The sequence below is a fragment of the Candidatus Methylomirabilota bacterium genome, from assembly GCA_003104975.1.
Classification (GTDB): Bacteria; Methylomirabilota; Methylomirabilia; order Methylomirabilales; family Methylomirabilaceae; genus Methylomirabilis.
Genome location: PQAM01000019.1, coordinates 129,452 through 151,548 on the forward strand (window position 1 = coordinate 129,452; position 22,097 = coordinate 151,548).

General features: G+C 61.4%; 20 protein-coding genes and 2 pseudogenes. 21 read left to right on the forward strand and 1 reads right to left on the reverse strand.

The window, feature by feature from the left end; all coding sequences use genetic code 11:
* The 17 genes and pseudogenes from murD (at position 1) to C3F12_14835 (ending at position 17,933) form a co-directional block, all read left to right on the forward strand.
* A complete protein-coding gene (gene murD, locus C3F12_14755; protein PWB42452.1) occupies positions 1–1,368 on the forward strand; it encodes a UDP-N-acetylmuramoyl-L-alanine--D-glutamate ligase in 1,368 nt (455 codons plus the stop codon).
* Complete coding sequence (ftsW, locus tag C3F12_14760; GenBank protein ID PWB42453.1) at positions 1,365–2,480, forward strand: putative lipid II flippase FtsW; 1,116 nt, start codon at positions 1,365–1,367, stop codon at positions 2,478–2,480. Before murD ends, ftsW begins: the two co-directional genes overlap by 4 nt.
* A complete protein-coding gene (gene murG / locus C3F12_14765) occupies positions 2,477–3,682 on the forward strand; it encodes an undecaprenyldiphospho-muramoylpentapeptide beta-N-acetylglucosaminyltransferase (protein PWB42454.1) in 1,206 nt (401 codons plus the stop codon). The genes ftsW and murG overlap by 4 nt, the downstream gene beginning before the upstream one ends.
* Positions 3,675–5,072, forward strand: coding sequence for a UDP-N-acetylmuramate--L-alanine ligase (locus C3F12_14770; GenBank protein PWB42455.1), 1,398 nt, complete (start codon positions 3,675–3,677; stop codon positions 5,070–5,072). The genes murG and C3F12_14770 overlap by 8 nt, the downstream gene beginning before the upstream one ends.
* A gap of 14 nt (positions 5,073–5,086) precedes the next feature.
* Positions 5,087–6,010: a UDP-N-acetylenolpyruvoylglucosamine reductase gene (locus C3F12_14775; GenBank protein ID PWB42512.1), complete on the forward strand. Its 924-nt coding sequence runs from the start codon at positions 5,087–5,089 to the stop codon at positions 6,008–6,010.
* Between the two features lie 76 nt (positions 6,011–6,086).
* Complete coding sequence (locus tag C3F12_14780) at positions 6,087–6,869, forward strand: hypothetical protein (protein PWB42513.1); 783 nt, start codon at positions 6,087–6,089, stop codon at positions 6,867–6,869.
* A complete protein-coding gene (gene ftsA, locus C3F12_14785) occupies positions 6,866–8,101 on the forward strand; it encodes a cell division protein FtsA (GenBank protein ID PWB42456.1) in 1,236 nt (411 codons plus the stop codon). Before C3F12_14780 ends, ftsA begins: the two co-directional genes overlap by 4 nt.
* A 39-nt stretch (positions 8,102–8,140) precedes the next feature.
* Positions 8,141–9,316 carry a cell division protein FtsZ gene (locus C3F12_14790; protein ID PWB42457.1) on the forward strand — a complete coding sequence of 392 codons (1,176 nt, stop codon included), beginning with the start codon at positions 8,141–8,143 and terminating at the stop codon, positions 9,314–9,316.
* Between the two features lie 53 nt (positions 9,317–9,369).
* Positions 9,370–9,591, forward strand: coding sequence for a hypothetical protein (locus C3F12_14795; GenBank protein ID PWB42458.1), 222 nt, complete (start codon positions 9,370–9,372; stop codon positions 9,589–9,591).
* 2 nt (positions 9,592–9,593) lie between these two features.
* Positions 9,594–10,292 carry a YggS family pyridoxal phosphate-dependent enzyme gene (locus C3F12_14800; protein ID PWB42459.1) on the forward strand — a complete coding sequence of 233 codons (699 nt, stop codon included), beginning with the start codon at positions 9,594–9,596 and terminating at the stop codon, positions 10,290–10,292.
* Positions 10,293–10,372: 80 nt separating this feature from the next.
* Positions 10,373–10,669 (forward strand): nucleotidyltransferase, encoded by a 297-nt coding sequence (locus tag C3F12_14805; GenBank protein PWB42514.1) that lies wholly within the window; start codon positions 10,373–10,375, stop codon positions 10,667–10,669.
* Complete coding sequence (locus C3F12_14810) at positions 10,659–11,012, forward strand: DUF86 domain-containing protein (protein ID PWB42460.1); 354 nt, start codon at positions 10,659–10,661, stop codon at positions 11,010–11,012. The genes C3F12_14805 and C3F12_14810 overlap by 11 nt, the downstream gene beginning before the upstream one ends.
* A gap of 1,021 nt (positions 11,013–12,033) precedes the next feature.
* On the forward strand, positions 12,034–13,290 hold the full coding sequence (locus tag C3F12_14815) for a hypothetical protein (protein PWB42461.1): 1,257 nt from the start codon (positions 12,034–12,036) through the stop codon (positions 13,288–13,290).
* A 196-nt stretch (positions 13,291–13,486) separates the two neighbouring features.
* A complete protein-coding gene (locus C3F12_14820; GenBank protein ID PWB42462.1) occupies positions 13,487–14,296 on the forward strand; it encodes an IclR family transcriptional regulator in 810 nt (269 codons plus the stop codon).
* Between the two features lie 269 nt (positions 14,297–14,565).
* Positions 14,566–14,811: pseudogene (locus C3F12_14825) on the forward strand (formate transporter FocA).
* Positions 14,812–14,815: 4 nt separating this feature from the next.
* The gene (locus C3F12_14830; protein ID PWB42463.1) at positions 14,816–17,518 is read left to right on the forward strand and encodes an ATPase; all 2,703 of its coding nucleotides are present in this window, start codon (positions 14,816–14,818) and stop codon (positions 17,516–17,518) included.
* Positions 17,519–17,546: 28 nt separating this feature from the next.
* On the forward strand, positions 17,547–17,933 hold the full coding sequence (locus C3F12_14835) for a DUF488 domain-containing protein (GenBank protein PWB42464.1): 387 nt from the start codon (positions 17,547–17,549) through the stop codon (positions 17,931–17,933).
* A 301-nt stretch (positions 17,934–18,234) separates the two neighbouring features.
* Here the strand turns inward: C3F12_14835 and C3F12_14840 are convergent.
* A pseudogene (locus C3F12_14840) lies at positions 18,235–18,537 on the reverse strand (hypothetical protein).
* Between the two features lie 290 nt (positions 18,538–18,827).
* Here C3F12_14840 and C3F12_14845 point away from each other — a divergent pair.
* From C3F12_14845 to C3F12_14860, 4 genes are read left to right on the forward strand one after another with little or no spacing between them, the layout of a single operon-like run.
* Positions 18,828–19,415 (forward strand): protease, encoded by a 588-nt coding sequence (locus C3F12_14845; protein PWB42465.1) that lies wholly within the window; start codon positions 18,828–18,830, stop codon positions 19,413–19,415.
* A gap of 34 nt (positions 19,416–19,449) precedes the next feature.
* The gene (locus C3F12_14850) at positions 19,450–19,710 is read left to right on the forward strand and encodes a hypothetical protein (protein PWB42466.1); all 261 of its coding nucleotides are present in this window, start codon (positions 19,450–19,452) and stop codon (positions 19,708–19,710) included.
* A 14-nt stretch (positions 19,711–19,724) separates the two neighbouring features.
* Positions 19,725–20,393 (forward strand): hypothetical protein, encoded by a 669-nt coding sequence (locus C3F12_14855; GenBank protein ID PWB42515.1) that lies wholly within the window; start codon positions 19,725–19,727, stop codon positions 20,391–20,393.
* Positions 20,305–22,095 (forward strand): hypothetical protein, encoded by a 1,791-nt coding sequence (locus C3F12_14860; GenBank protein ID PWB42467.1) that lies wholly within the window; start codon positions 20,305–20,307, stop codon positions 22,093–22,095. Before C3F12_14855 ends, C3F12_14860 begins: the two co-directional genes overlap by 89 nt.
* Positions 22,096–22,097: the final 2 nt, after the last annotated feature.

Sequence of the window (22,097 nt, forward strand, 5' to 3'; positions counted from 1 at the left end):
ATGCAGCCTGTGACGATCGATCTGGCCGGCAAGCAAGCGGTGGTTGTCGGATTGGCGCGATCCGGGCAGGCCGCCTGTCGTGTGCTGCTCAAACAGGGCGCCGTGGTCATCGGGACCGACCGACGGGATGAGCACGAGATCGGCGCCGACCTGAGCAGTCTGGAGCGGGACGGGGTCCGCCTTGAGCTGGGCGAGCGGTATCTGCGCGCCTTACCGTGGGCCGATTGCGTTGTGGTCAGCCCCGGGATCGATCTGCGTGAGCCGCCGTTTCGGCGCCTTCGCGACGCGGGCATCCCGCTGATCGGCGAGGTGGAGCTGGCCTATCGGTGCAGCGAGGCGACGTTTATCGGTGTAACCGGCACTAACGGCAAAAGCACGACGACCACCCTGCTCGGCGTGATCCTGAAGGAGGCCGTCCTGCCTGCCCATGTGGCCGGCAACATCGGGACCCCGCTCTGCGGGGTGGCGCCATCCCTGGCGGCGGGTGAGTACGTCGTGACGGAGCTGTCGAGCTTTCAACTGGAGACGATCGAGGCGTTCAGGCCGCGCGTGGCGGTACTCCTGAATCTCGCGCCCGATCATCTCGATCGCTACGATCAGGTCGAAGCGTATTACCGGGCCAAGGCCCGCATTTTTGAGAACCAACAACCCTCGGACGTTGCGGTCATCAATGCGGACGATCCGTTGGTGCTTCAGGCCGTTGTGCAGACCCGAGGGCGGACGCTCTCATTCAGCCGGACTCGAGCGTTGGCCGAGGGGGCCTACGTTGAGGACGATCAGCTTGTGCTGGTCCTTGACGGGAGGCGAGAGGCACTCTGCCGGGTCTCCGATCTGAGGATCCGGGGGGTACATAACCTCGAGAATGCGCTGGCCGCCGGTCTGGCAGCGGCCGCGATCGGCGCGTCTTTGGCCTCGATCCGGACGGCGCTTACCAGTTTCGAGGGACTGGAGCATCGGCTGGAGTTCGTGGCCGAGATCGGCGGCGTTCGTTATGTGAACGATTCCAAGGGGACGAATGTCGGGGCGGTGGTCCGGTCACTCGAGAGCTTTGCGGAACCTATTGTGCTGATCGCCGGCGGGCGGGACAAGCACGGCGACTTTGCGCCCCTGCTGCCCCTGGTCGGCGAGCGGGTCAAACGGCTGATCCTGATTGGTGAAGCGGCCGGCGTCATGCGCCGTGCGTTGGTATCCGCCTCTGCGATAGAGGAAGCGCCTACGCTCGAGGAGGCTGTTCGGCGCGCCGCCGCGGTGGCATCGCCAGGAGAGGTCGTGCTCCTGTCTCCGGCCTGCGCCAGTTTTGATATGTTTACCGATTTTGAAGAGCGGGGGCGCGTCTTTAAGACGGCGGTGCGGGGGCTACGGCAATGATCAGCAAGCGGCTTCCATATGACAAGCTGTTGTGCGGGGTCGCGCTGGTGCTGGTAGGCCTTGGCATCATCATGGTCTACAGCGCGGGCGCCATCAAGGCCGGTGAGAAATACGGCGATCCGTTCTTTTTCCTGAAAAAGCAACTGCTTTGGGCCATGATCGGGTGTGTGGTGATGTTCTGGGCGATGAACCGCGATTACCGTACATTTCAGAATTTTGTACTCCCGCTCTTCCTGCTCTCGCTGTTGCTCCTTGTACTGGTGCTGGTTCCGTCGATCGGGGTAAAGATCAACAACGCCAGGCGATGGATTCGTTTGTTCGGGATCTCTTTTCAACCGTCCGAACTGGCGAAACTCTCTGTTGTACTCCTTATGGCGAGGGTCCTCGCTAAACGGGCCGATCAGGAAGAGGGGTTCGTGAAACGCTTTGTCTTGCCGCTGCTCCTCGCCGGGCTCCTGTGCGGCCTGATTGTGGCGCAGCCCCACTTTGGGATGGTGGGGATCCTGCTCTGTGCGGTCCTGGCGATCTGTTTTGTGGCCGGGGTCCGCCTGCGCCACCTGATGGTGATCGGTCTCGCCGTCGGGACGCTTGCCGTCCTGTTTGTCCTGACCCATCCTTATGCGCTCGAGCGGGTGATGACGGTGCTGAAGCCTGATCATGCCTCCGCCAAGGCTATCCATCAGACCAACCAGTCGATCTATGCCATAGGCCCGGGGGGGGTGCTGGGACGCGGGCTCGGCGACAGCTTCGGGAAGCTGGGCTATCTGCCGGAATCCCATACCGAGTTCATCTTTGCCGTCATTGCGGAGGAGACGGGACTTGTGGGGTCGCTCCTGGTCGTCTCGCTGTTCGGTCTCATTTTGTGGCGGGGGACGCGGATCGCGCTTCGGGCGCCTGACCTCTTCGGCGCCTACGCGGCGATCGGTATTACGTTCATCATCGTTGCCCAGGCCGCCATCAATTTTGGAGTGGTAGTCGGATTATTGCCCATTACAGGTTTGCCGTTACCGTTGGTCAGTTTCGGCGGCACCTCGCTGGTCATGACCCTGCTCTGTATCGGTATCCTGCTCAGCATCTCACGTCATCAGACGACGAGAGGACGGCTTGCATGAAGGCCATTATTGCGGGGGGCGGGACGGGCGGTCACCTCTTTCCCGCCATCGCGTTAGCCGAGGAACTCCGTTCGCGAATGACCGACCCGTCACTGTTGTTTGTCGGCGTCGAGGGCGGTGTGGAGGCATCGTTGCTGGCGATACGAGGCTGGGAGTTCGCGGGGATCAGGGCGTCCGGCGTGCAGGGTAAGCGACTGGGATCGCGACTTCGCAGCCTTACGCTGGTCCCATCCGGACTCATCCGGTCGCTCTCGATCCTTCGACAGTTTCGTCCGGATGTCGTGGTCGGTTTCGGCGGCTACGCGTCGGCCGCGATGGTGCTGTCGGCGGTGCTGGCGAGGGTCCCGACCGTGATCCACGAGCAGAATGCCTTTCCGGGGCTGGCCAACCGATGGTTAGGGAGGATCGTCGATCGCGTTGCGATCGCCTTCGAGGAGGCATCCGGACATTTTCCAAAGGAGAAGGTGCGGGTGACCGGCAATCCGGTCAGAACGGAGCTCTTCGGCGTGAGCAGGGTTGAGGCCATGACTCGCCTGTCCCTTGATCCTGATCGATTCACCGTGCTCATCTTCGGCGGCAGCCAAGGGGCGCACCGACTGAATCAGGCGGTGATGGAGGCGCTCCCCATGCTGACGGACGAGCGGGAGCGGATCCAATTCGTCCACGCCACCGGTCCGCGCGATCTGACCCCTGTCCGACAGGGCTATGATGCGGGAGGGTATCGAGCTGCGGTGGAGCCGTTCTTCCAGGCGATGGCTGTCGCGTACGCCGCCGCCGATCTCTGTTTCTGCCGGGCGGGGGCGGGTACCGTGGCCGAGCTGTGCGCCATGGGCAAACCGTCGGTGCTCGTGCCGTTCCCGTTTGCCGCCAGCGATCACCAGCGTTACAATGCGGAAGCGCTGGTCGCTACAGGCGGCGCCCGGATGGTTCTGGACCGCGACCTGAGCGGTACCACAATGGCCGAATACATACGGAGGCATCTTGGCGACCGCGAGGGGCTTGCGATGATGGCGCGCCGGGCGCGGGCGCTGGCCAAGCCGGATGCGGCGGTCCGTCTGGCCGATCTGGTCATACAAACGGCGCGTCAGGCGCCAGGTGCCAGACACCAGAGCGTGCAACAATCCTGGGACGTAGGGGCGAAACATGTTTCGCCCATGCCATCGCAACGACGACCAGGAATCTGGAGCGCAAAAAATGTTTAAGAAGATTCGACATATCCACTTTGTCGGGATCGGCGGGGTCGGGATGAGCGGGATCGCCGAGGTTCTGCATAACCTCGGCTATCAGGTCAGCGGCTCCGATCTGAAGGTATCGGAGCACGCCCTCCGCCTCAGGTCGCTTGGCATTACCGTCCAGATCGGTCACGATCCCGCCCATGTGGAGGGCGCCGATGTTGTCGTTCGATCCTCGGCGGTGACTCCGGAGAATCTCGAGATTGTTGCCGCGAAGGCGCATGCCATTCCGGTCATTCAGCGGGCGGAGATGCTGGCCGAACTGATGCGGATGAAATACGGTGTGGCCGTTGCCGGCACGCACGGCAAGACCACAACGACCTCCATGGTGGCGACAGTCCTCGCGAAGGCCGGTCTTGATCCGACCGTCGTTATCGGGGGCAGGCTGGATGCGCTCGGCAGCAATGCCAAGCTGGGGCGGGGCGAGTTCCTGGTTGCGGAGGCCGATGAGAGCGACGGCTCATTCCTGAAACTGGCCCCCACTATCGCCGTCGTCACCACCATCGATGCCGAGCATCTCGACTACTATCGCAATCTCCAGCAGATCAAGGAGACGTTCCTCGAGTTCATCAACAAGGTCCCGTTTTACGGCTCGGCGATCCTGTGCCTCGATCAGGAACAGATCGTGGACCTGCTGCCCAGGGTCCAGAAGCGCGTGGTCTCATATGCGTGCAGCACTCAGGCCGACGTTACGGCCGAGGGAATCTCGCTTACCGGACTCAACTCGAGCTTTAAGGTCAGGTTCAGAGGCGAGTTGCTGGGAGAGGTACAACTCAGGGTTCCGGGAGTGCACAATGTCTCGAATGCGTTGGCGGCCATCGCGGTGGGTCTCGAGCTCGACATCGATTTCTCCGCCATACGGGCGGCGCTTGGGGAGTTTTCCGGTGTCGCCCGGCGTTTCCAGGTCAAGGGGAGCCCTCAGGATATCATGGTGGTAGACGACTACGCCCATCACCCGGCAGAGATTCAGGCGACGCTGAAGGCGGCGAGAGATGGATTCGGACGGCGGCTGATCGTGGTATTTCAGCCGCACCGGTACAGTCGGACGCAGCGGCTCCTCTCTGAGTTCACGTCGGCCTTCGATCTTGCCGATCAGGTGATCATTGCCGGGATCTATCCGGCCGGCGAGGCGCCGATCGACGGGGTCTCCGGTCGACAGATTGCGGACGGGGTGGCCGGACGGAACAGGTCGAAGGTTCTGTATGTGGAACAGAAGGAGGAGATCCCGGACCGTGTCGTCGAGCTGGCCCGCCCGGGAGATCTGGTCATCACCATGGGCGCGGGCGACATCTGGAAAGCGGGTGAGGCGATCATCCACCGGTTGAAGGACGGGGTAGAGGGTGGAGGGGGTAGGGTGTAGGGGACGTGATGGCGATGCTGATGGGACAGCTTCAGTTGCAGGAACGGTTTCAGGGGCTCATCAAGGGCCAGGCCCTGGCCGAGGAGCCGCTTGCGTCGCACACCTACTTCCGGATCGGCGGCCCGGCCGAGGTGATGGCCTTTCCGGCCGATCTTGAGGATCTGAAAGTCTTACTTAAGGCGGCGCGGGATGAGGCAATCCCTGTGCTGATCCTCGGCGGCGGCAGCAACATGCTGGTATCGGACGAGGGGGTCAGGGGGCTCGTCATCAATCTCTCCCGCACCTTCCTTGGGCTGGAGGTCTCCGGCGAACAGATCAGGTGCGGGGCCGGCGTACGGACCAGCCGCTTGCTGGCTCTCTCCGCAATGAAGGGTCTGACGGGTCTCGAAGGGCTGACGGGTGTGCCGGGAACCGTAGGGGGGGCGATCAAGGGGAATGCCGGGACGGCCTTAGGCGCCATCGCCGATCACCTCGATTGGCTTTGCGTGGTGGACCGATCGGGTGAGGAGCAGATCCTGACGAGCGAAGCGCTCGGCGCCGGCTATCGATCTACCGCGCTCCCTGCAGGCTCGGCGATTGTGGACGCCGGCTTTACGTTACGACGGGGCGATCCGAGGACGATCAAAGAGACCGTCTCACGATTGCTGGTGAGACGGAATTCGACGCAGCCTGTAGAGGTCAGGTCGGCCGGGTGCATCTTTAAGAACCCTCCGGACGACTACGCGGGGCGTCTGGTAGAGCGGGCGGGACTCAAGGGGCTGCGACGAGGCGGGGCGCAGATCGCCGAGAAGCACGGCAACTTCATTGTGAACCTCGGCGGGGCGACCGCTGCGGACGTATGCTGGCTGATCGAGCGGGTCAGGGCCGAGGTGATGGCGAAGACGGGAGTGGCGCTTGAACTGGAGATTCAGATCGTCGGATCGCCCGACGCGGGTTGAGGAGAATGCCGGCTTTCGTCCGAATTCCCGTTTCCTGAGGTCGGCATCGGGGGGCGCGGGATGGCGGCGGCGCGGCATCACTCGCCGTGGGCTGCGGTCCGGTTCCCGGTTAAGATGGGTGGCGCGCGTGGCCGTTCTCCTCGTATTGGTTGGCGGACTGGGATGGGTGGTCTGGCGGCAGGTCCCGCGCTTGATCCCGATGGACTATTTCCGGGTCAGCGATCTTCGCGTCGTAGGCAATGATCGGGTCCCGGCGGCGGCGATCATTGAGAGCTTGGGCCTCGTTCCCGATGCCAATCTCCTGGAGGTGGATTTGCAGGCGCTTGCGATGCGGGTCGGGCGTAATCCCTGGATCCAACGCGCCAGGGTGAGCCGGCATCTTCCGGCCACCTTGCAGGTTCACATATCAGAGCGTGCGCCCCACGCCGTCGTGATGGCCAATCGCGCCTACCTCGTGAGCGAGGATGGGCTGATCCTGCAGGAGGCCTCTCCGGCGGACCTGTCCGATCTGCCGCTGCTGAGGCTTCACACCGACCACGCGCTTAAGATGGGGGGGCGAATCGATCCCGCTCGAATCGATCAGGGGGCACGCCTGTGGCGACGATTCCATCAGGGCGTCCTGGGGCCGGATATGCAGGCGCAGGAGATTCAACTGAAGAACGACGGAAGTTGTACCGTCGTCCTGGGCCCGGGACTCCCATTCCTGCATTTTGGTGGGGAGGATGGCGTGCAACGGCAGTTGGATCGATTGGCGCGGGTGCTCGAGATGCGGGGCGCTACCCTGCGCCAGTTGGAATATGCCGATTTCCGTTTTGCGGATAAGGTGATCGTGAAGCCGCTTTCGAAGGAGGGCGCATGACCCCCAAGGGCGAGATCGTCACGGGACTCGATATCGGCACCACCAAGATCTGCGTCATCGTCGCTGAGGTTACGGAGAGCGGGGTCGAAATCATCGGCTGTGGGATGAGTCCGTCACAGGGCCTGAAAAAGGGTGTGGTCGTCAATATCGATGTGACCGTCGAGTCGATCAGGCGGGCAGTCGAGGCGGCGGAGGAGATGGCGGGCGTCGCCCTCGATTCCGCATTCGTGGGGATCGCCGGCAGTCACATCAAGGGGATCAACAGCCGCGGGGTCATCGCCGTCACCGGTAAGAATCAGGAGATTACGCAGGCCGACGTCGATCGGGTCCTGGAGGCCGCCAAGGCCATCACCCTACCGCCGGACCGCCGAGTGATTCATGTCATCCCGCAGGAGTTTATCATCGACGATCAGGGGGGCGTAAAAGAACCGGTCGGGATGAGCGGCCACCGGCTTGAGGCCGAGATCCACATCGTCACGGGCGCCATCGCGTCGGCGGAAAATATCGTCAGGTGCGCAAACAGGGCCGGGCTGGAGGTGCAGGATATCGTCTTGCAGCCGCTCGCATCCAGTGAGGCGACCCTGACGGCGGATGAGAAGGATCTGGGGGTGATTCTGATCGATATCGGCGGGGGGACCTCGGACATTGCCGTCTTCGTGGATGGAAGCATTCGTCACACGGCGGTGCTGCCGCTGGGCGGCGATCATCTGACCCACGATATTGCTATCGGGCTTAGAACCCCTCCCCCGTTTGCCGAGGAGATCAAGCGGCAGTACGGGTGCGCGCTGGCCTCGCTCACGGGGGCCGAGGAGGTGGTGGAGGTTCCCAGCGTCGGCGGTCGTAAGCCCCGCCTGCTGTCGCGGCAGATGCTGTGCGAGATCGTTCAGCCGAGGATGGAGGAGATCTTCACGCATGCAGGTCTGGAGGTGCGGCGGGCCGGGCTGCTGCAACAGGTGGCTGCCGGGATTGTGGTGACCGGCGGATCATCGGCGATGGCAGGCGTGCCGGAGCTGGCCGAGCAACTGTTCGACCTGCCGGTACGTCTGGGGATCCCGTCCGGCGTCGGCGGCCTGAAGGAGGTGGTCAGCTCGCCGATGCACGCCACCGGCGTGGGCCTGGTGCTGTACGGCGTTGCACACCGGGACCAGCCTCGACTCAGCCGGGTGTCGGAGCGCAGCCTGATGGACAAGATCATCAATCGGATGCGGCAGTGGTTCAGCGATTTTCTGTGAGATCCAACATCCAACAACGACGTGTGAGGGGAGGTGGAGATGGCATTTGCGCTGGAGATCGATGGAGAGCACGCGGCCAAGATCAAGGTGATCGGAGTGGGGGGCGGGGGATCCAATGCGGTGAACCGGATGTCGGCATCGGATTTCACCGGGGTGGAGTTTTTCGTGGTGAATACCGACACCCAGGCGCTCAAAATGTCGCCGGTAGACACCAAGCTTCAGATCGGCGCAAACGTGACGAGGGGCTTGGGGGCAGGGGCGAATCCGGACATCGGCCGACAGGCGGCGCTTGAGGACAGCGACAAGATCCTGAGCCTTCTGGAGGGTGCGGATATGGTGTTTATCACCGCCGGACTGGGGGGCGGGACAGGAACCGGCGCCGCGCCTGTTATCGCAAGCTTGGCGAAGGAGTTGGGTATCCTGACGGTCGGTGTGGTGACCAAGCCGTTTGCGTTTGAGGGGAAGGTTCGAGAGACACATGCCGCCAGGGGGTTAACCGCCCTATGCGAGAGCGTCGACACCCTGATCACCATCCCCAACCAGCGACTGCTGCAGGTCGTCGAGCGGCAGACCTCACTGACCGACGCCTTTAGAATCGCCGACGACGTCTTGCGTCAGGCGGTGCAGGGGATTGCGGACCTCATCGTAGTGCCGGGCCTGATCAACCTGGACTTTGCCGATGTCAAGACCATCATGTCTGAGCGCGGGATTGCCATGATGGGGATCGGTGTGGCGTCGGGAGAGGACGCCGCCTCCGAGGCCGCTCTCAAGGCGATCAACAGCCCGCTTCTGGAAAACGTCTCGATCGATGGCGCCCGGGGCGTGCTTATCAGTATCACCGGCGGTCCGGCGCTCTCGCTGTACGAGGTCAATGAGGCCAGTTCCACGATCTGCAAGTCGGCTCACCAGGAAGCCAATATCATCTTCGGCGCCGTGATCGACGAATCGCTAAAAGACAGTGTCTGCGTGACGGTGATTGCCACCGGGTTCGAGGTGGCCGCCTCGGCGGGCGAGGATGGATCTTCAAAAATGGTCGAGATGAAGGCGTATGCGGCCAAAGCGGCGGAGCGCGGCGGTTTCCTTCGGAAGCGGGCGACGCTCGGACGCGAGACCGCCGACGAGCAGTTTCACCTTCGCGACCTGGAGCTGAAAACGCAGGATATTGACGGCGACGAGTTGGACATTCCGACCTTTTTGCGGCGCCAAGCCGATTAACGATCCTGGCGAAGCCCCTCTTCACAGCGCGCTCGGGAAGGGAGGATAGGCCAATGAGGCGATTCAGCAAACTATTCGAGATCTTTCTATTGTCAGGCAGATCGATGTCGACCTGCCCCCACTGCCTATTGCCGATCGGCGGATCGGAGAACGTCTGTCCGAACTGCCGTCGGCTGTTGCGGTTTGAGGGGATCGCGGAGCTCCGGGCGACCAGCCGCTCGGATGGGCCACGTCTGTCGGCGGCGCATGCGGGGGCTGGAGCTCACGAAGGGTAGGCTTGGCGGAACGGATACGAGATCGAATCGAGCAGGCAAGGGGACGGATGGCCGAGGCGGCTGTCCGTGTCGGCCGGGACCCCGATGAGGTCGAACTGATTGCCGTCACCAAGACCGTGCAGGTGCCCCGTATCCGGGAGGCGATCGAGGCCGGTGCGACGGTGCTGGGCGAGAACCGGATCCAGGAGGCGGCCGACAAGATCGCCCTCCTCAGCGCGTTCCCGATCAGATGGCATCTGATCGGTCATCTCCAGACCAATAAGAGTCGAGCCGCCGCCGAGCTGTTTGAGGTGATTCATTCGCTCGACTCGATCAAGCTGGCTGCCGCCTTGGACCGGCATGGGGCCGCCCTGCAGAAACGCATACGGGTTCTTGTCGAGGTCAATCTTGAGGGCGAACCAAGTAAGTCCGGCATCCTTGAACACGATCTGGTGCCATTGCTCGATGCCTGTCGGCAGTTTTCCAATCTCGTCATCGACGGCCTGATGGCGATCCCACCCTTTCGGAAACATCCTGAGGATGTCCGCCCCTTCTTTCGCCGGCTCCGGCTGCTCCGAGATGAGGCGGCCAAGCTCTATCCCAATTACCCGCTTCGACACCTTTCCATGGGGATGAGCCACGATTTCGAGGTCGCTATCGAAGAGGGGGCCACGCTGGTCCGTATTGGTACGGCCATCTTCGAAGCCAGACCCGAGGGCTGAAGAGGCAGCGGCTAGATTGAGGACTTTCAGGAAGTTTCGAGAATAGAATAGAATGGATGCAGAAAAGACTGGAGCGTGTGATGAAGCGTGACGAGGCGCTGAAAACCTTGGCCGAGCATCGGGAAGAGCTGCGGCAGCGATTTAGCGTGAAGTCGCTGGCGCTGTTTGGCTCGGTCGTGCGTGATGAAGCTACCGACGCCAGCGACGTGGATTTGCTGGTGGAGTTCGACCGGCCGGTAGGACTCCTTCATGTCATCGGGACGGAGCAGTATCTCGAAAAGCTGCTCAGCGTGAATAAGGTCGATCTCGTTCTGAAACGGGCCGTCCTACCGGAATTCAAGGACGGCATCCTCGCGGAAGCTGTCAATGCCCTCTAAGTCCTCAGACTGGAGAATCCGCATTCGGCACATCCTGGATGCTATCGCAGAGAACCAAAACTATATCGGCGGCAAGAGCTACGATCAGTTTTGCGAAGACACGAAAACGTTAAAGGCGGTCGTGTGGAATCTAACGATTATTGGTGAAGCCGCCCGACACATCCCGCCCTCCGTCGAGGCAACTTGTCCCGAGATCCCATGGCCACAGATACGCGGCATGCGAAACCGCATCGTTCACGGCTACGAGCGGATCGATTGGGAAATCGTCTGGAAAGCGGTTCAGGACGAGCTGCCACCCCTGGTTCCTCTCTTTGAGAAGCTGCTACGCACAGCACCCGACTGACGTACGTCCCGCGCAGCCCATCTCCGTAAGGACGCCTACGGAATCCCGATCCGCAGAGCCCATCCCCTAGTGTAGTGTCTCAGAAATACCTTTACAATCCGTTCGTGGTGAGCTTGTCGAACCCATGAACGGAACCTATTGAAATACTTCACCCTTCGACAGGCTCAGGGTGCACGGGACATGTAAAGAAGCGTTGGATACACTACAGTAGTGTAATCCCGCAGTTGTGACCCGTCGACAGAATGACCTCACCGTTACATCATCCGTAGCCGTCAAACAGGGAACACGCAAGGGATGCGATGTCTGTTCCGTGTTCCATGCGCCCGTTACCCACTACGTCAAAAGACGTATTGACAAGGGGGGAGGACCTTGTAAGCTGCTTTCGCGTGAAGAATGGCAGCCGACGCCTCGCGGTGGCCAAACGCGCCGCGCGAGGCATAAGTCTGCTCGACACTGCACTCGAGGGCTCCACAGCGGACCCCCAGACCGCGAGACGAGGCGCGGACCTCGTCCGCACAGGAGAGAGAAGCGATGCGACGAAGAAACGTGCTTGTGGTAGCTGCAGTAGCAATCGGCCTCGGGCTGGCCCTGACCGCACCGGGCGCCGCTGAGCACGGCCTGTGTCACCGACCTGTACCTGTTCGGCTCGGGTGACGACAACTGCTTGGCCGGGGCGTCCACGCTGGCAGGTCCCGGCGCGTTGCTTCGCGGCGGCGACTGGATCGGCGACACGGGTGCCGGCGTCTTCGCGGTCGATGGCTTCAGCACCCCGTCGAACGCGTTCCACTTCGGGTTTCGTGCCGCCCGCTAGTCGTCCCAACGTTGGCCATTTGAGTATTTGAGGGTTGGGTTCCCTGCGGGTGGGCGGCCCTGAGCCTGGCGAAGGGCCCTCCACCCGCAGGGAGGGGCGGCGTCGCCAAATATGCCGACGCCTCTGACTCTCCCCGCCGATCTCACAGCTTTCCAGCATCTATTTATAATAATCATTGCAATATTACGCCAATAGTGCTACTGTACTTACATGCTTAGACGCTGGCTTCAGGCTTCCATTGAGGAATGGAACACTCAGAGGTCGCTGCGGGGCATCATCATGACCGGGGCCAGACAGGTGGGGAAAACTACCTTGGCCCGTCATGCCTGTCCCGAGATGGCCTACGTCAATCTGGACGATCCGTTGACCCACGCGGAGTTCGAACAGATCGGAGGCGAGGAGTTTGCCGCCACGTATCCGCAGGCGGTTCTGGATGAGGCCCAGAAGGTCCCGGCCCTCTTTCATCTCGTGAAATACGGGATCGATACCACACGCACCAACCGGTACATGCTGCTCGGATCGGCCCAGATCCTGCTTCTCGGAAAGGTCCGGGAATCCCTCGCCGGGCGGGTCGCCGTGAAAGAGCTCTACCCCTTGGCCTTCGCTGAACGGCTCCCGGAGAGCCCGAAGCCCTGGATTGCCGACATACTGGACCGCCTGGATCGCAATCAGGCGCCCGAGGTCCTTACTCCCAAAAAGGTCCGAGAGATTGTGGGGGCGTCCATCCGGGAGTGGAAGCGGCATCTGGCCTGGGGCGGGATGCCGGCCCAGATGGAGGGTCCTGAGGAGTCGGAATGGAAGGAATGGCTCAAAAACTATGTTGCCACCTATCTGCAACGCGACCTACGAGACCTTGCCCGAATCAGCGATCTCGCCCCCTTTCGGAAATGCGAACAGTTAATCGCTCTTCGGACCGGCAGCCTCCTGAACTACTCCGAGTTGGCGAGGGATGCCGGGGTCTCCGTTCAGACCGCGCGCAACTATTGCAACTACTTAGACCTCAGCTTTCAGACTATCTTGTTGGAGCCGTACTTCATCAGCCCTGCCAAACGGCTGATGAAGTCCCCCAAGCTCTATATGATCGATGTCGGGATTCAGCGGATCTTGAGCAGTCAGTGGGAGGGGATGACCGGCCAGCAATATGAAAGTATCGTGGCAGCGGAGTTGAAAAAGATGCTCTCGGCCTTTCATCCGGAGTGGCGGCTCTGTCATCTCCGAACGCTCGACGGGTTGGAGGTGGATTTCCTTCTGGTGCACAGGGATCGGGCGGTGGCCATCGAGGTCAAGTACGCAGATCGCGTCCATCCTCAGGATGCCAGGCGGTTAGTCCGCCTTGAAGAGGTGACCGGACTGCCCACAATTCGCAAGTATGTGGTCTATGAGGGGCACGAGATCCAGAGGCTCCGGGAAGGCGTCTTGGGCATACCAGCCTGTGTCTTTTTTGGCCCAGGTACGTCGGCTGGATGAGGTGTCGCTTCGCAGGCACGGCGATCTTCGAGGCCAGACCCGGCACCTGAGCCGGTAATTTTTCGTTGACAAAAATAGAACGCCCTTTTATAGTCACACCGTTTTCCTTCCGTGTTACATCGAATCCCAGGCAAAGCGGCGGTAATGCGTACCGAAAAGGCGTTGCCTTTTTTGCCGCATGGTATACGAGGCGTGTATGGACCATCGAAAGAAAGAAAAGGCCGATTACCTTGTCCAGTCGGTTGATCGGGCGCTTGACATCCTGGAGTCGTTCGATTATCAGACAGGAGAACTGGGCGTCACAGAGCTTGCCGAAAAGCTTCACCTGCCCAAGAATAATGTCTTTCGGTTGCTGGCCACCCTTGAGGTTCGGGGCTATATCGAGCAGGACAAAAAGACCGCCAACTACCGCCTCGGAATGAAGCCGTTCGAGGTGGCCAATGTCTTCCTGCATCACCTTGGCTTTCGGCGCCAGGCCAGGCCGATTATCGAAGAGCTGGTCAACCAGTGCAATGAAACCGCCTATTTAGCTGTGCTTGACGGATCGGAGGTCATCTATGTCCTGGTTGAGGACAGCAGCCTGATGGTCCGGGTCGCGTCGTTTCCAGGACGGCGTCTGCCGATACACTGTACCGCCGCGGGCAAGGCCCAACTGGCCTATGAGTCGGCCGACCGATTAGACAACATCCTTCAACGGGAGCCGATGCGTGCGCTGACCCAGAAGACGATTACCGATCCTCAGGCATTCCGGGACCACCTCCGCGAGGTGGTTCGGCTCGGATATGCCGTCGACGATGAGGAGTACGAACCCGGAGTGCGCTGTATTGCCGCCCCCGTGCGGGACTACTCTCGAAAGGTGGTAGCCAGTGTCGGTCTGTCCGGCCCCATCACCCGTTTCTCCCTTGAGCGGATCGAATGCGAACTCGCCCCGCTCGTGAAGGCGGCGGCGACCAAGCTGTCCGAACGGCTTGGCTTCGAGACGACAACCATTTCGGCTGCTCAGTAGAACAGGTTTTGATTATCTGACCATTGGCATGTCTCGTCCGTCTGTCGGGCTCTGCGTGAAAGCACAACAGGCGACTCTGGATATACTGGGGCGAGATGGGTCAGATTCCTGCTGGGTGCCTGCCCCCCAAAAACGTACTGCTCCGATCCCGCCATGCCCCCGGCGGCATCGCGTAATGATGCGACCGTGTTCAAAAAGGACTATGCGTAACCTAACAATGGAGACGGACGCTACAGGGGGGCGATGCTTCCATAGCGGGTGCCAAGCGAATGGATAGAGAACTGCCGTTCAGTGACGCCTATCCGCCGCGCGAGATTGCGCGGAAGGTCGAGAGTCTCGGGGTCGCGAAGGCGCGCACCGACGCGCTCACGCTGCTGGCGCTGGCCGTGTTGGCCGGTGCTTTTATCTCGCTGGGGGCGCTCTTTTTCACCGTCGTCGTCACGCAGTCTGCCCTCGGCTTCGGGATGACGCGGTTGTTCGGCGGCTTGAGCTTTTGCCTCGGCCTGATTCTCGTTAATAATGGGGCCTCCTGAAACCCGACGGGGAGCCGACCCGATTCTCTGGCACACCCTCACCAGCGACACTGTCTTCACCCGCCTGCAAGCTACGCCTATCGGTCTGACAGGAACCGAGGCGGCGCGGCGTTTGGCCGAACATGGGCCGAATGAACTGCAAACCGCCCGCCGCGTCTCACCGTGGACGATCCTTTTCGAGCAGCTCAAGAACGTATTGATCCTCATTCTGCTTGCGGCAACGGCGCTCTCCGCCTTCCTGGGACACGGGATCGAAGCCATCGCGATCACGATCATTGTGCTGTTTGCCGTCTTGTTGGGGTTTGTGCAGGAATATCGAGCCGAACGCGCGACGGAAGCATTGCGTGAGATGGCCGCGCCGACCGCCACCGCCCTCCGCGATGGGGAAGAGGTCGAGATTCCGGCGCGCGCCCTCGTGCCGGGTGATGTTGTCCTGGTGCGGGCAGGTGACAAAATCCCGGCCGATGCCCGGGTGATTGAGGCGGTCAATCTGCATGTCGAGGAGGCTGCGCTGACGGGCGAATCGGTTCCGGTGGACAAATGTGCCGCGCCCCTCACAAACGGTGAACTGGCCGTAGGCGACCGCGAGAACATGGTGTATGCGGGCACCGTTGCGACCTATGGCCGGGGACGTGTGGTTGTCGTAGAAACGGGCATGAGTACCGAGTTTGGCAAGATTGCCCGAATGCTCCAGACGGTTGAGACCGGCAGGACTCCGTTGCAAGAGAACTTGGACAAAGTCGGTCACGCGCTGGCGTGGGCCGCGTTCGTGGCGGTGACGGCCATTGTTGTCCTCGGCCTCTTGCGCGGGCAACCCTTCATTGAGATGCTGATGTTCGGGATTGCGCTGGCGGTGGCGGTCGTCCCGGAGGCCCTGCCCGCGGTCGTGACGATCTCACTCGCCATCGGCGTACAGCGGATGGTCAAACGGCATGCGCTCATGCGTCGTCTGGCGGCGGTCGAGACGCTCGGCAGCACGTCGGTAATCTGTTCAGATAAGACCGGCACACTGACAAAGGATGAGATGACGGTTCGTAAGATCTTTGTGGCCGGACAGATGCTGGATGTCTCCGGGGCAGGCTATGAGCCGCACGGCCAATTCTTGTGCGACGGCCTCCCCATTGAACCTTCCGGTCCGCTCATACTGCTCCTGCGCGCCTCCGCGCTGGCCTCAGACGCGCATATCGTGCACAGTGAGGCCGACGGCCGCTGGCACCTCAAAGGCGACCCGACGGAGGGCGCATTGGTTGTTGTCGCCGCCAAGGCCGGGCTCCACAAGGCCGACATCGATTCACAATTCCCCCGCGTGGGCGAAATCCCCTTTACCTCCGAGACCAAGCGCATGACCACCCTCCACGCTGGGACGGATGGCGTTGTCGCCTACGCGAAAGGCGCACCGGAAATTATCCTCGATTCGTGCGTTCGACAGATGACGGTTGAGGGAGAACGCGTACTTGACGCCGGGGGTCGGGCGATGATTTCGGAGACAGCCCGCCGAATGGCCAGCGAGGCGTTGAGGGTGCTGGCGGTAGCTTCCAAGCCGGGCGCAACACCGGACAACGCCGAACACGACATGACCTTTCTCGGATTGGTGGGCATGATCGACCCGCCGCGTCCTGAGGCGAAGGCCGCGATTGATACGTGCGAACAAGCGGGCATCAAGCCGGTGATGATCACCGGCGATCATCCGCTAACCGCGCAAGCCGTCGCGCGCGAATTAGGATTGCTCAAGACCGGACGCGTCGTGACCGGCGCAGAGCTGGAGGTGATGAGCGAGGCCGAGTTGGAGCGCGAGGTTGAAAATATCGATGTCTATGCCCGGGTATCTCCGGCGCATAAGTTGCGTGTGGTCACGGCGCTGCAAAAGAACGGTCACATAGCCGCGATGACGGGCGACGGGGTCAATGACGCGCCCGCGCTCAAGAAGGCCGATATCGGCATCGCGATGGGCATTACCGGCACGGATGTCACCAAAGAGGCCGCCGCCATGACGCTGACCGACGACAACTTCGCGTCCATTGTTGCGGCGGTGGAAGAGGGTCGGGGCATCTTCGGCAACATCAAGAAATATCTGATGTACCTGCTCTCGTGCAACATCGGCGAGATCGTGCTGATGGCTGCAACCACACTGCTGGGCCTGCCCCTGCCGTTGACGGCCGTACAGATCCTGTATGTGAATCTCGCCACCGATGGTTTGCCCGCATTGGCGTTGGCCGTAGATCCGCCCGAGCCCGACTTGATGCGGCGTAAGCCGCGCAACCCACGTGCCGGCATCTTTACCCGGCCTGTCGTCACTCTCATGGTGGCGGGCGGATTCTGGTCCGCAGCCGCCAACCTGGGCCTGTTTGCATGGGCGCTGCACTCCGGCCGGAGCATCGAGCATGCCATGACGATGACGTTTGTGTCACTGGTGCTGATTGAATGTTGCAAGGCTTACAACTTTCGCTCCGACCGCCATTCGGTAGTGCGTCGGCCTTTTGCCAACTGGTGGTTGAATCTGGCGGTGACATGGGAACTGATGCTGTTGGTTACCATTATCCATACGCCGTTCCTGCACGAGCCGTTCGGCACTTCAAGCCTGCCGTTGACAGATTGGGCGATTGTCGTCGTGTTGGCGTCGACGATTTCGCCTGTGCTGGAATCGGCCAAGTGGATGGCGCGGCGCGGCTGGTTCGGGCAAATGGATTAGGCGCGAACACAAAGGAGGCGTGATAGTCGTGGCAATTCGGGTCGTTCGGCTCGGGACTCCGCGGATGCCCGGTGAGGGGCTGCGCCTGGGAACGGTCCGGCGTCCGCCCCGGGGGGTACCCAAGAGTGAATACGCGTCACGGAACTTCTATGATGTGTGGCTGCCGGAGCTGGCGCCGTCAGAAGAGCTTGTCAAGATCGCGCTCAGCACTCCGGATGAGCGGCAGTGGCGGACGTTCGTCAGGCGGTATCGGGCCGAGATGAAGCAGCCTGCTGCCGATCGACTTCTCGGCCTCCTGGCCGCCATGTCGCATCAGACGCCCTTTTCCGTAGGCTGCTACTGCGCCGACGAGGCCCGCTGCCACCGCTCGGTCCTCAAGGCCCTGCTCGCCGAGCACGGCGCCCGCCTCGAGTAATGCGTTTGCGGAGTGCTGTGCAACCCGGCTTCAAACGTTTCATCGGCCTATCGCTAAGGCATCGTGATTTCCAAGCTGTTCCTCTCAGAAGCCACCGAGGAATTCCGCGGAGCCGGGCTGCCCTTTACCCGCGCTTGCTGTTAATGAGCACTGGCGTCGGTGCATCGGCGGGGGCTGGGGCAGCGGTTGGTGTCGGCGTTGCAGCGGGGGCGCCTGAAGCGGCCGGCGAGGCGGAAGGCGTCGACGGTGCGGCTGCCGCCGGCGCCGTGGCAGGTGACGGAGTTGTGGCAGGCGCCGGTTTTGCGGCGGGTGCTGCCGCTGTCGCTGCTGTAGCCGGCTTGGCCTCCACGGCAGGCGCAGGTACGGCCTTTTTAACCGAGAGTTGCCACCGGGCCAGCCCATCCAGCATCTTCTTCGGAGCGGCGACCGTCAAGCCCTGGCTGGTGGCCCACTGCTGAATCTCCGCTATCAGCGATTGCTCCGGTACCACGATGACCAGTTCGTCGTCGGTGACCAACTCCTGCAGCGCCAGCTTAGCCTGTGCCAATCGGTATTGCCGCATCTCTCCCAGCAACTGTAAGAATCGCTTCATTGCTATCCGTATCCTCCGTGAAGAGCGTGATGACGATTGTATGACTGAGTATGGGTGATGATGAACTGTACCGTAGCAAAACGTGTATGGGCTCGTCAATCCGATTGTACTTCGTGAGGGGTCAACCCCAGGTACGACGGTTCGATCGCGTCGGCACCGTGCTCTCAAATCCGCTTGCGCCGGTACCGGCCTTTTGGTAGCCTCGCCTCAAGTGGATTGAGGCCGGGTTGAGACAGTCTTCGGATCGGCACACCGTTCAGAACACATCGCGTTCATAGTTCATATATCGAAGGAGGCGGACAATGGCGGCCAAGAAGATTCTGATGCTGGTTGGGGATTTTGTCGAGGACTATGAGGCGATGGTCCCCTTTCAGATGTTGACCATGGTGGGGCATACGGTCCATGCGGTCTGCCCGGGCAGGAAGGCCGGCGAAACCGTTCGGACCGCCGTCCACGACTTCGAGGGGGACCAGACCTACAGTGAGAAGCGCGGCCACAACTTCGCCCTGAACGCGACATTTGCCAAGGTCAGACCCAGGCATTACGATGCCCTGGTGATTCCGGGAGGGCGCTCACCGGAGTACCTTCGCCTGGACGAGAGGGTACTTGACATCGTGCGTCACTTTGCGAAGGAGAATAAGCCGATCGCCTCGATCTGCCATGGTCAGCAGCTCTTGACGGCGGCCGGCGTCGTGGAGGGTAAACGGTGTACCTCCTATCCGGCCGTACGACCGGAGTTGGTCCGAGCTGGTGCCAAGTGGGAAGAGGTGAACGCCGGCTTCTCCAACGCGTATGTCGACGGTAACCTCGTCACGGCGGCCGCCTGGCCCGGCCATCCGGAGTGGATGCGCAAATTTCTGGATCTGCTGGGCTCCAAGATCGAGCCCTGATACCGGAGAGCTATACCTCTGAGGGAAATACGGCATGATGATGGGGTGGGAGGGGATGACGCATGACTCCTGGTTCTGGGGATGGGGGATCCTCTGGATGATCATGTTCACAGCCTTCTGGTTGCTCATCGTATTGGTGCTGGTGCTGGCGGTACGCTGGCTCTGGCACGCCGGTTCCCGGATCCAGTCTGTTCAACGTTCAGAGGAGTCGGCCCTGGAGATTCTCAAGAAGCGGTATGCCCGGGGTGAGATCGGAAAAGAAGAATTCGACGCCAAGAGGCGCGATCTGCTGTAAGATCGTAGATAAGGATGTCATCGAGAAGATTGTCCGATTACCAGAAGCCGCCAACGTCTCTCGTCCGGTCATTTGACGTCAAGGTCTTGAGCTATACCGCCGCATTGTTGATCGTACTCCCCTTCCTCGTCTGGCGCGTCGACGGTCCGGTGAAGGGCTTGATCCTATCGGTGCAGAGCGACTGGGGACTGCAGGTAGCGACCGTCATCACGGCCATCGGATACGGATTGATAGACGCCGGTATCGCGGTCGTCCTGTTCGGTTGTGGCCGGTTGACCGGGAGGCCACGAGAGGCAGTGGCGGGGCGACTCGGGCTGTTTGCGGTGATCGTCAGCGGTCTGTCCGGCCAGATCTTAAAAAACCTGTTCTGCCGAGCGCGGCCGCTGACCGAACAGTCAGGCGAGTTCTTCGTCGAGTTTCCTTGCCTGGGCAAGGGCGCCGGCTTGATCTCCTTTCCTTCCGGCCATTCCGTCACCGCATTTGCCCTGGCATTTGTCCTTGCCCGCAGCTATCCGAGGTATGCGGTACCCTTATACGGACTGGCCGTCCTGGTTGCCCTCTCCAGGGTCTATCTGGCGAAGCACTTCCCATCCGATGTGGTGGCGGGGGCCGTTGTCGGGATCCTCTCCGGTTGGTTCATCTGTCGACTGGCGGCACCTTCTTCAGTACATGAGCCTATCTGAGAAGGCGCTGCCTGCGGCAGCCGGCCCCCGCCGATGGGTCCGGGCGGTTGCGGCGACGACCCTCCTTCTTGCTGCAAGCTTTCTCCTCTTTTTCTACCGCCTGGATACGCTGTTACTATTTGACGCCGACGAACCGGCTTATGCCGAGGCGGCGAGGGAGATGGTGATCTCCGGCGATTGGGTCACACCCCATTTCAATTTCCGGCCTCGTTTTGACAAACCGATCTTCTTCTACTGGCTGATCGCACTGGCCTATAAAGGATTCGGGGTCGGCGAGTATGCGGCCCGCGTCTGGTCCGCCGTCTTTGCGACCGGTCTTACACTGTCGATCTATCTATTCGGACGACGGCGGCTCAGCGAACGGGCCGCGCTGATTGCCGCGCTGGCCTTTGCCACAAATGCCGGGACCGTCGTGTTGGCGCGGGCGGCGGTCACCGACATGACGCTGACCTTTTGTATGACCGTGGCGCTGTTCGGGTTTTTCGACCTCTATCTGGCCGACGATGCGGTGGGCCACCATTTTTCACTTGCCGGGTATGCTGCCATCGCGCTCGCCGTACTCACGAAGGGCCCCATCGGTCTGCTGCTCCCCGGACTGGTTGTCGGCCTGTTTCTGGCTATTCGCAGAAAGGGCCGTCACGGCCTTTCCAAACTCCGCCTGTTGCCCGGTATCGGCCTGTTCAGCGCGGTCGTGCTGCCCTGGTATGTCTTGGTGTTGCGTGAGCACGGATGGACGTTTGTTTACGGATTTTTTGTCCAACACCATCTGAATCGTTATCTGGGTGTCATATCGGGTCATGTCGGGGGCGCCTTGTATTTCCTGCCGGTGATCATTCTTGGCTTTTTCCCATGGAGCGGGATGCTGTCCGATGCCTTTGGTCGGCTCTGGACAATCCGCCGTCGACTCCGTGCCGGATTGACCGAACGACAGGAGCTGTTGCTGTTTCTGTGGCTGTGGGCCGGCGTGATTGTGCTCTTTTTCTCGTTCTCCCGCACGAAACTCCCCTCCTATATCTTTCCTGCCGTCCCGGCGCTCGCTCTTCTGGCGGGGATTGCCGGCGATTCTGATCGTGACGAGCGACGGCAGGCCGGGGGATGGGTGCGAATATCCGATGGGCTCATGGCCGGGGCGACCGGTGTGTTGACCGTAACCCTCCTTCTCCTGCCGTTCATCGCCGATCGTATTCGACTTCGTGAGGCGCCGGATATCCCCCCGTTTGACTTCGGGATGGCGCCGTATGCGCTGGCCTGCCTCTTCGCGGTTGGGCTTACCCTGGCGATTGCGGCGAGACGAAGAGGGAAGGCGGATGTGGCGACGGCTGCGATGGCGGGCACCATGGTTGTGAGTATCGTCCTGGCCGTAGAACGGATTGCCCCGGCGATCCAGGAGAGCCTTCAGGGGGCTCTGCACGACTTTGCGCTTCTCGCCAGACACGAGCTTCGCCATGACGACCGTCTGGTAGCCTACAACCTGAACGCGCCCAGCCTGGTGTTTTACTCGGAACGACCGGTTATGATCATCAGAAAGGGTGAGGAGGCCGAGTTTCGGCGTCTTGTCGTCGATCATGGACGGCTCTTCATCATCGCCAAGACCGCTGCAGAGACCCGCCTGCGGGAAATCCCGGACATTTTCCCCTTGGACAGGCGAGGGGGGTATGTCCTATACTCTACCCGTCGTGGTCTGAATGGCGGAACCGGTTAAAG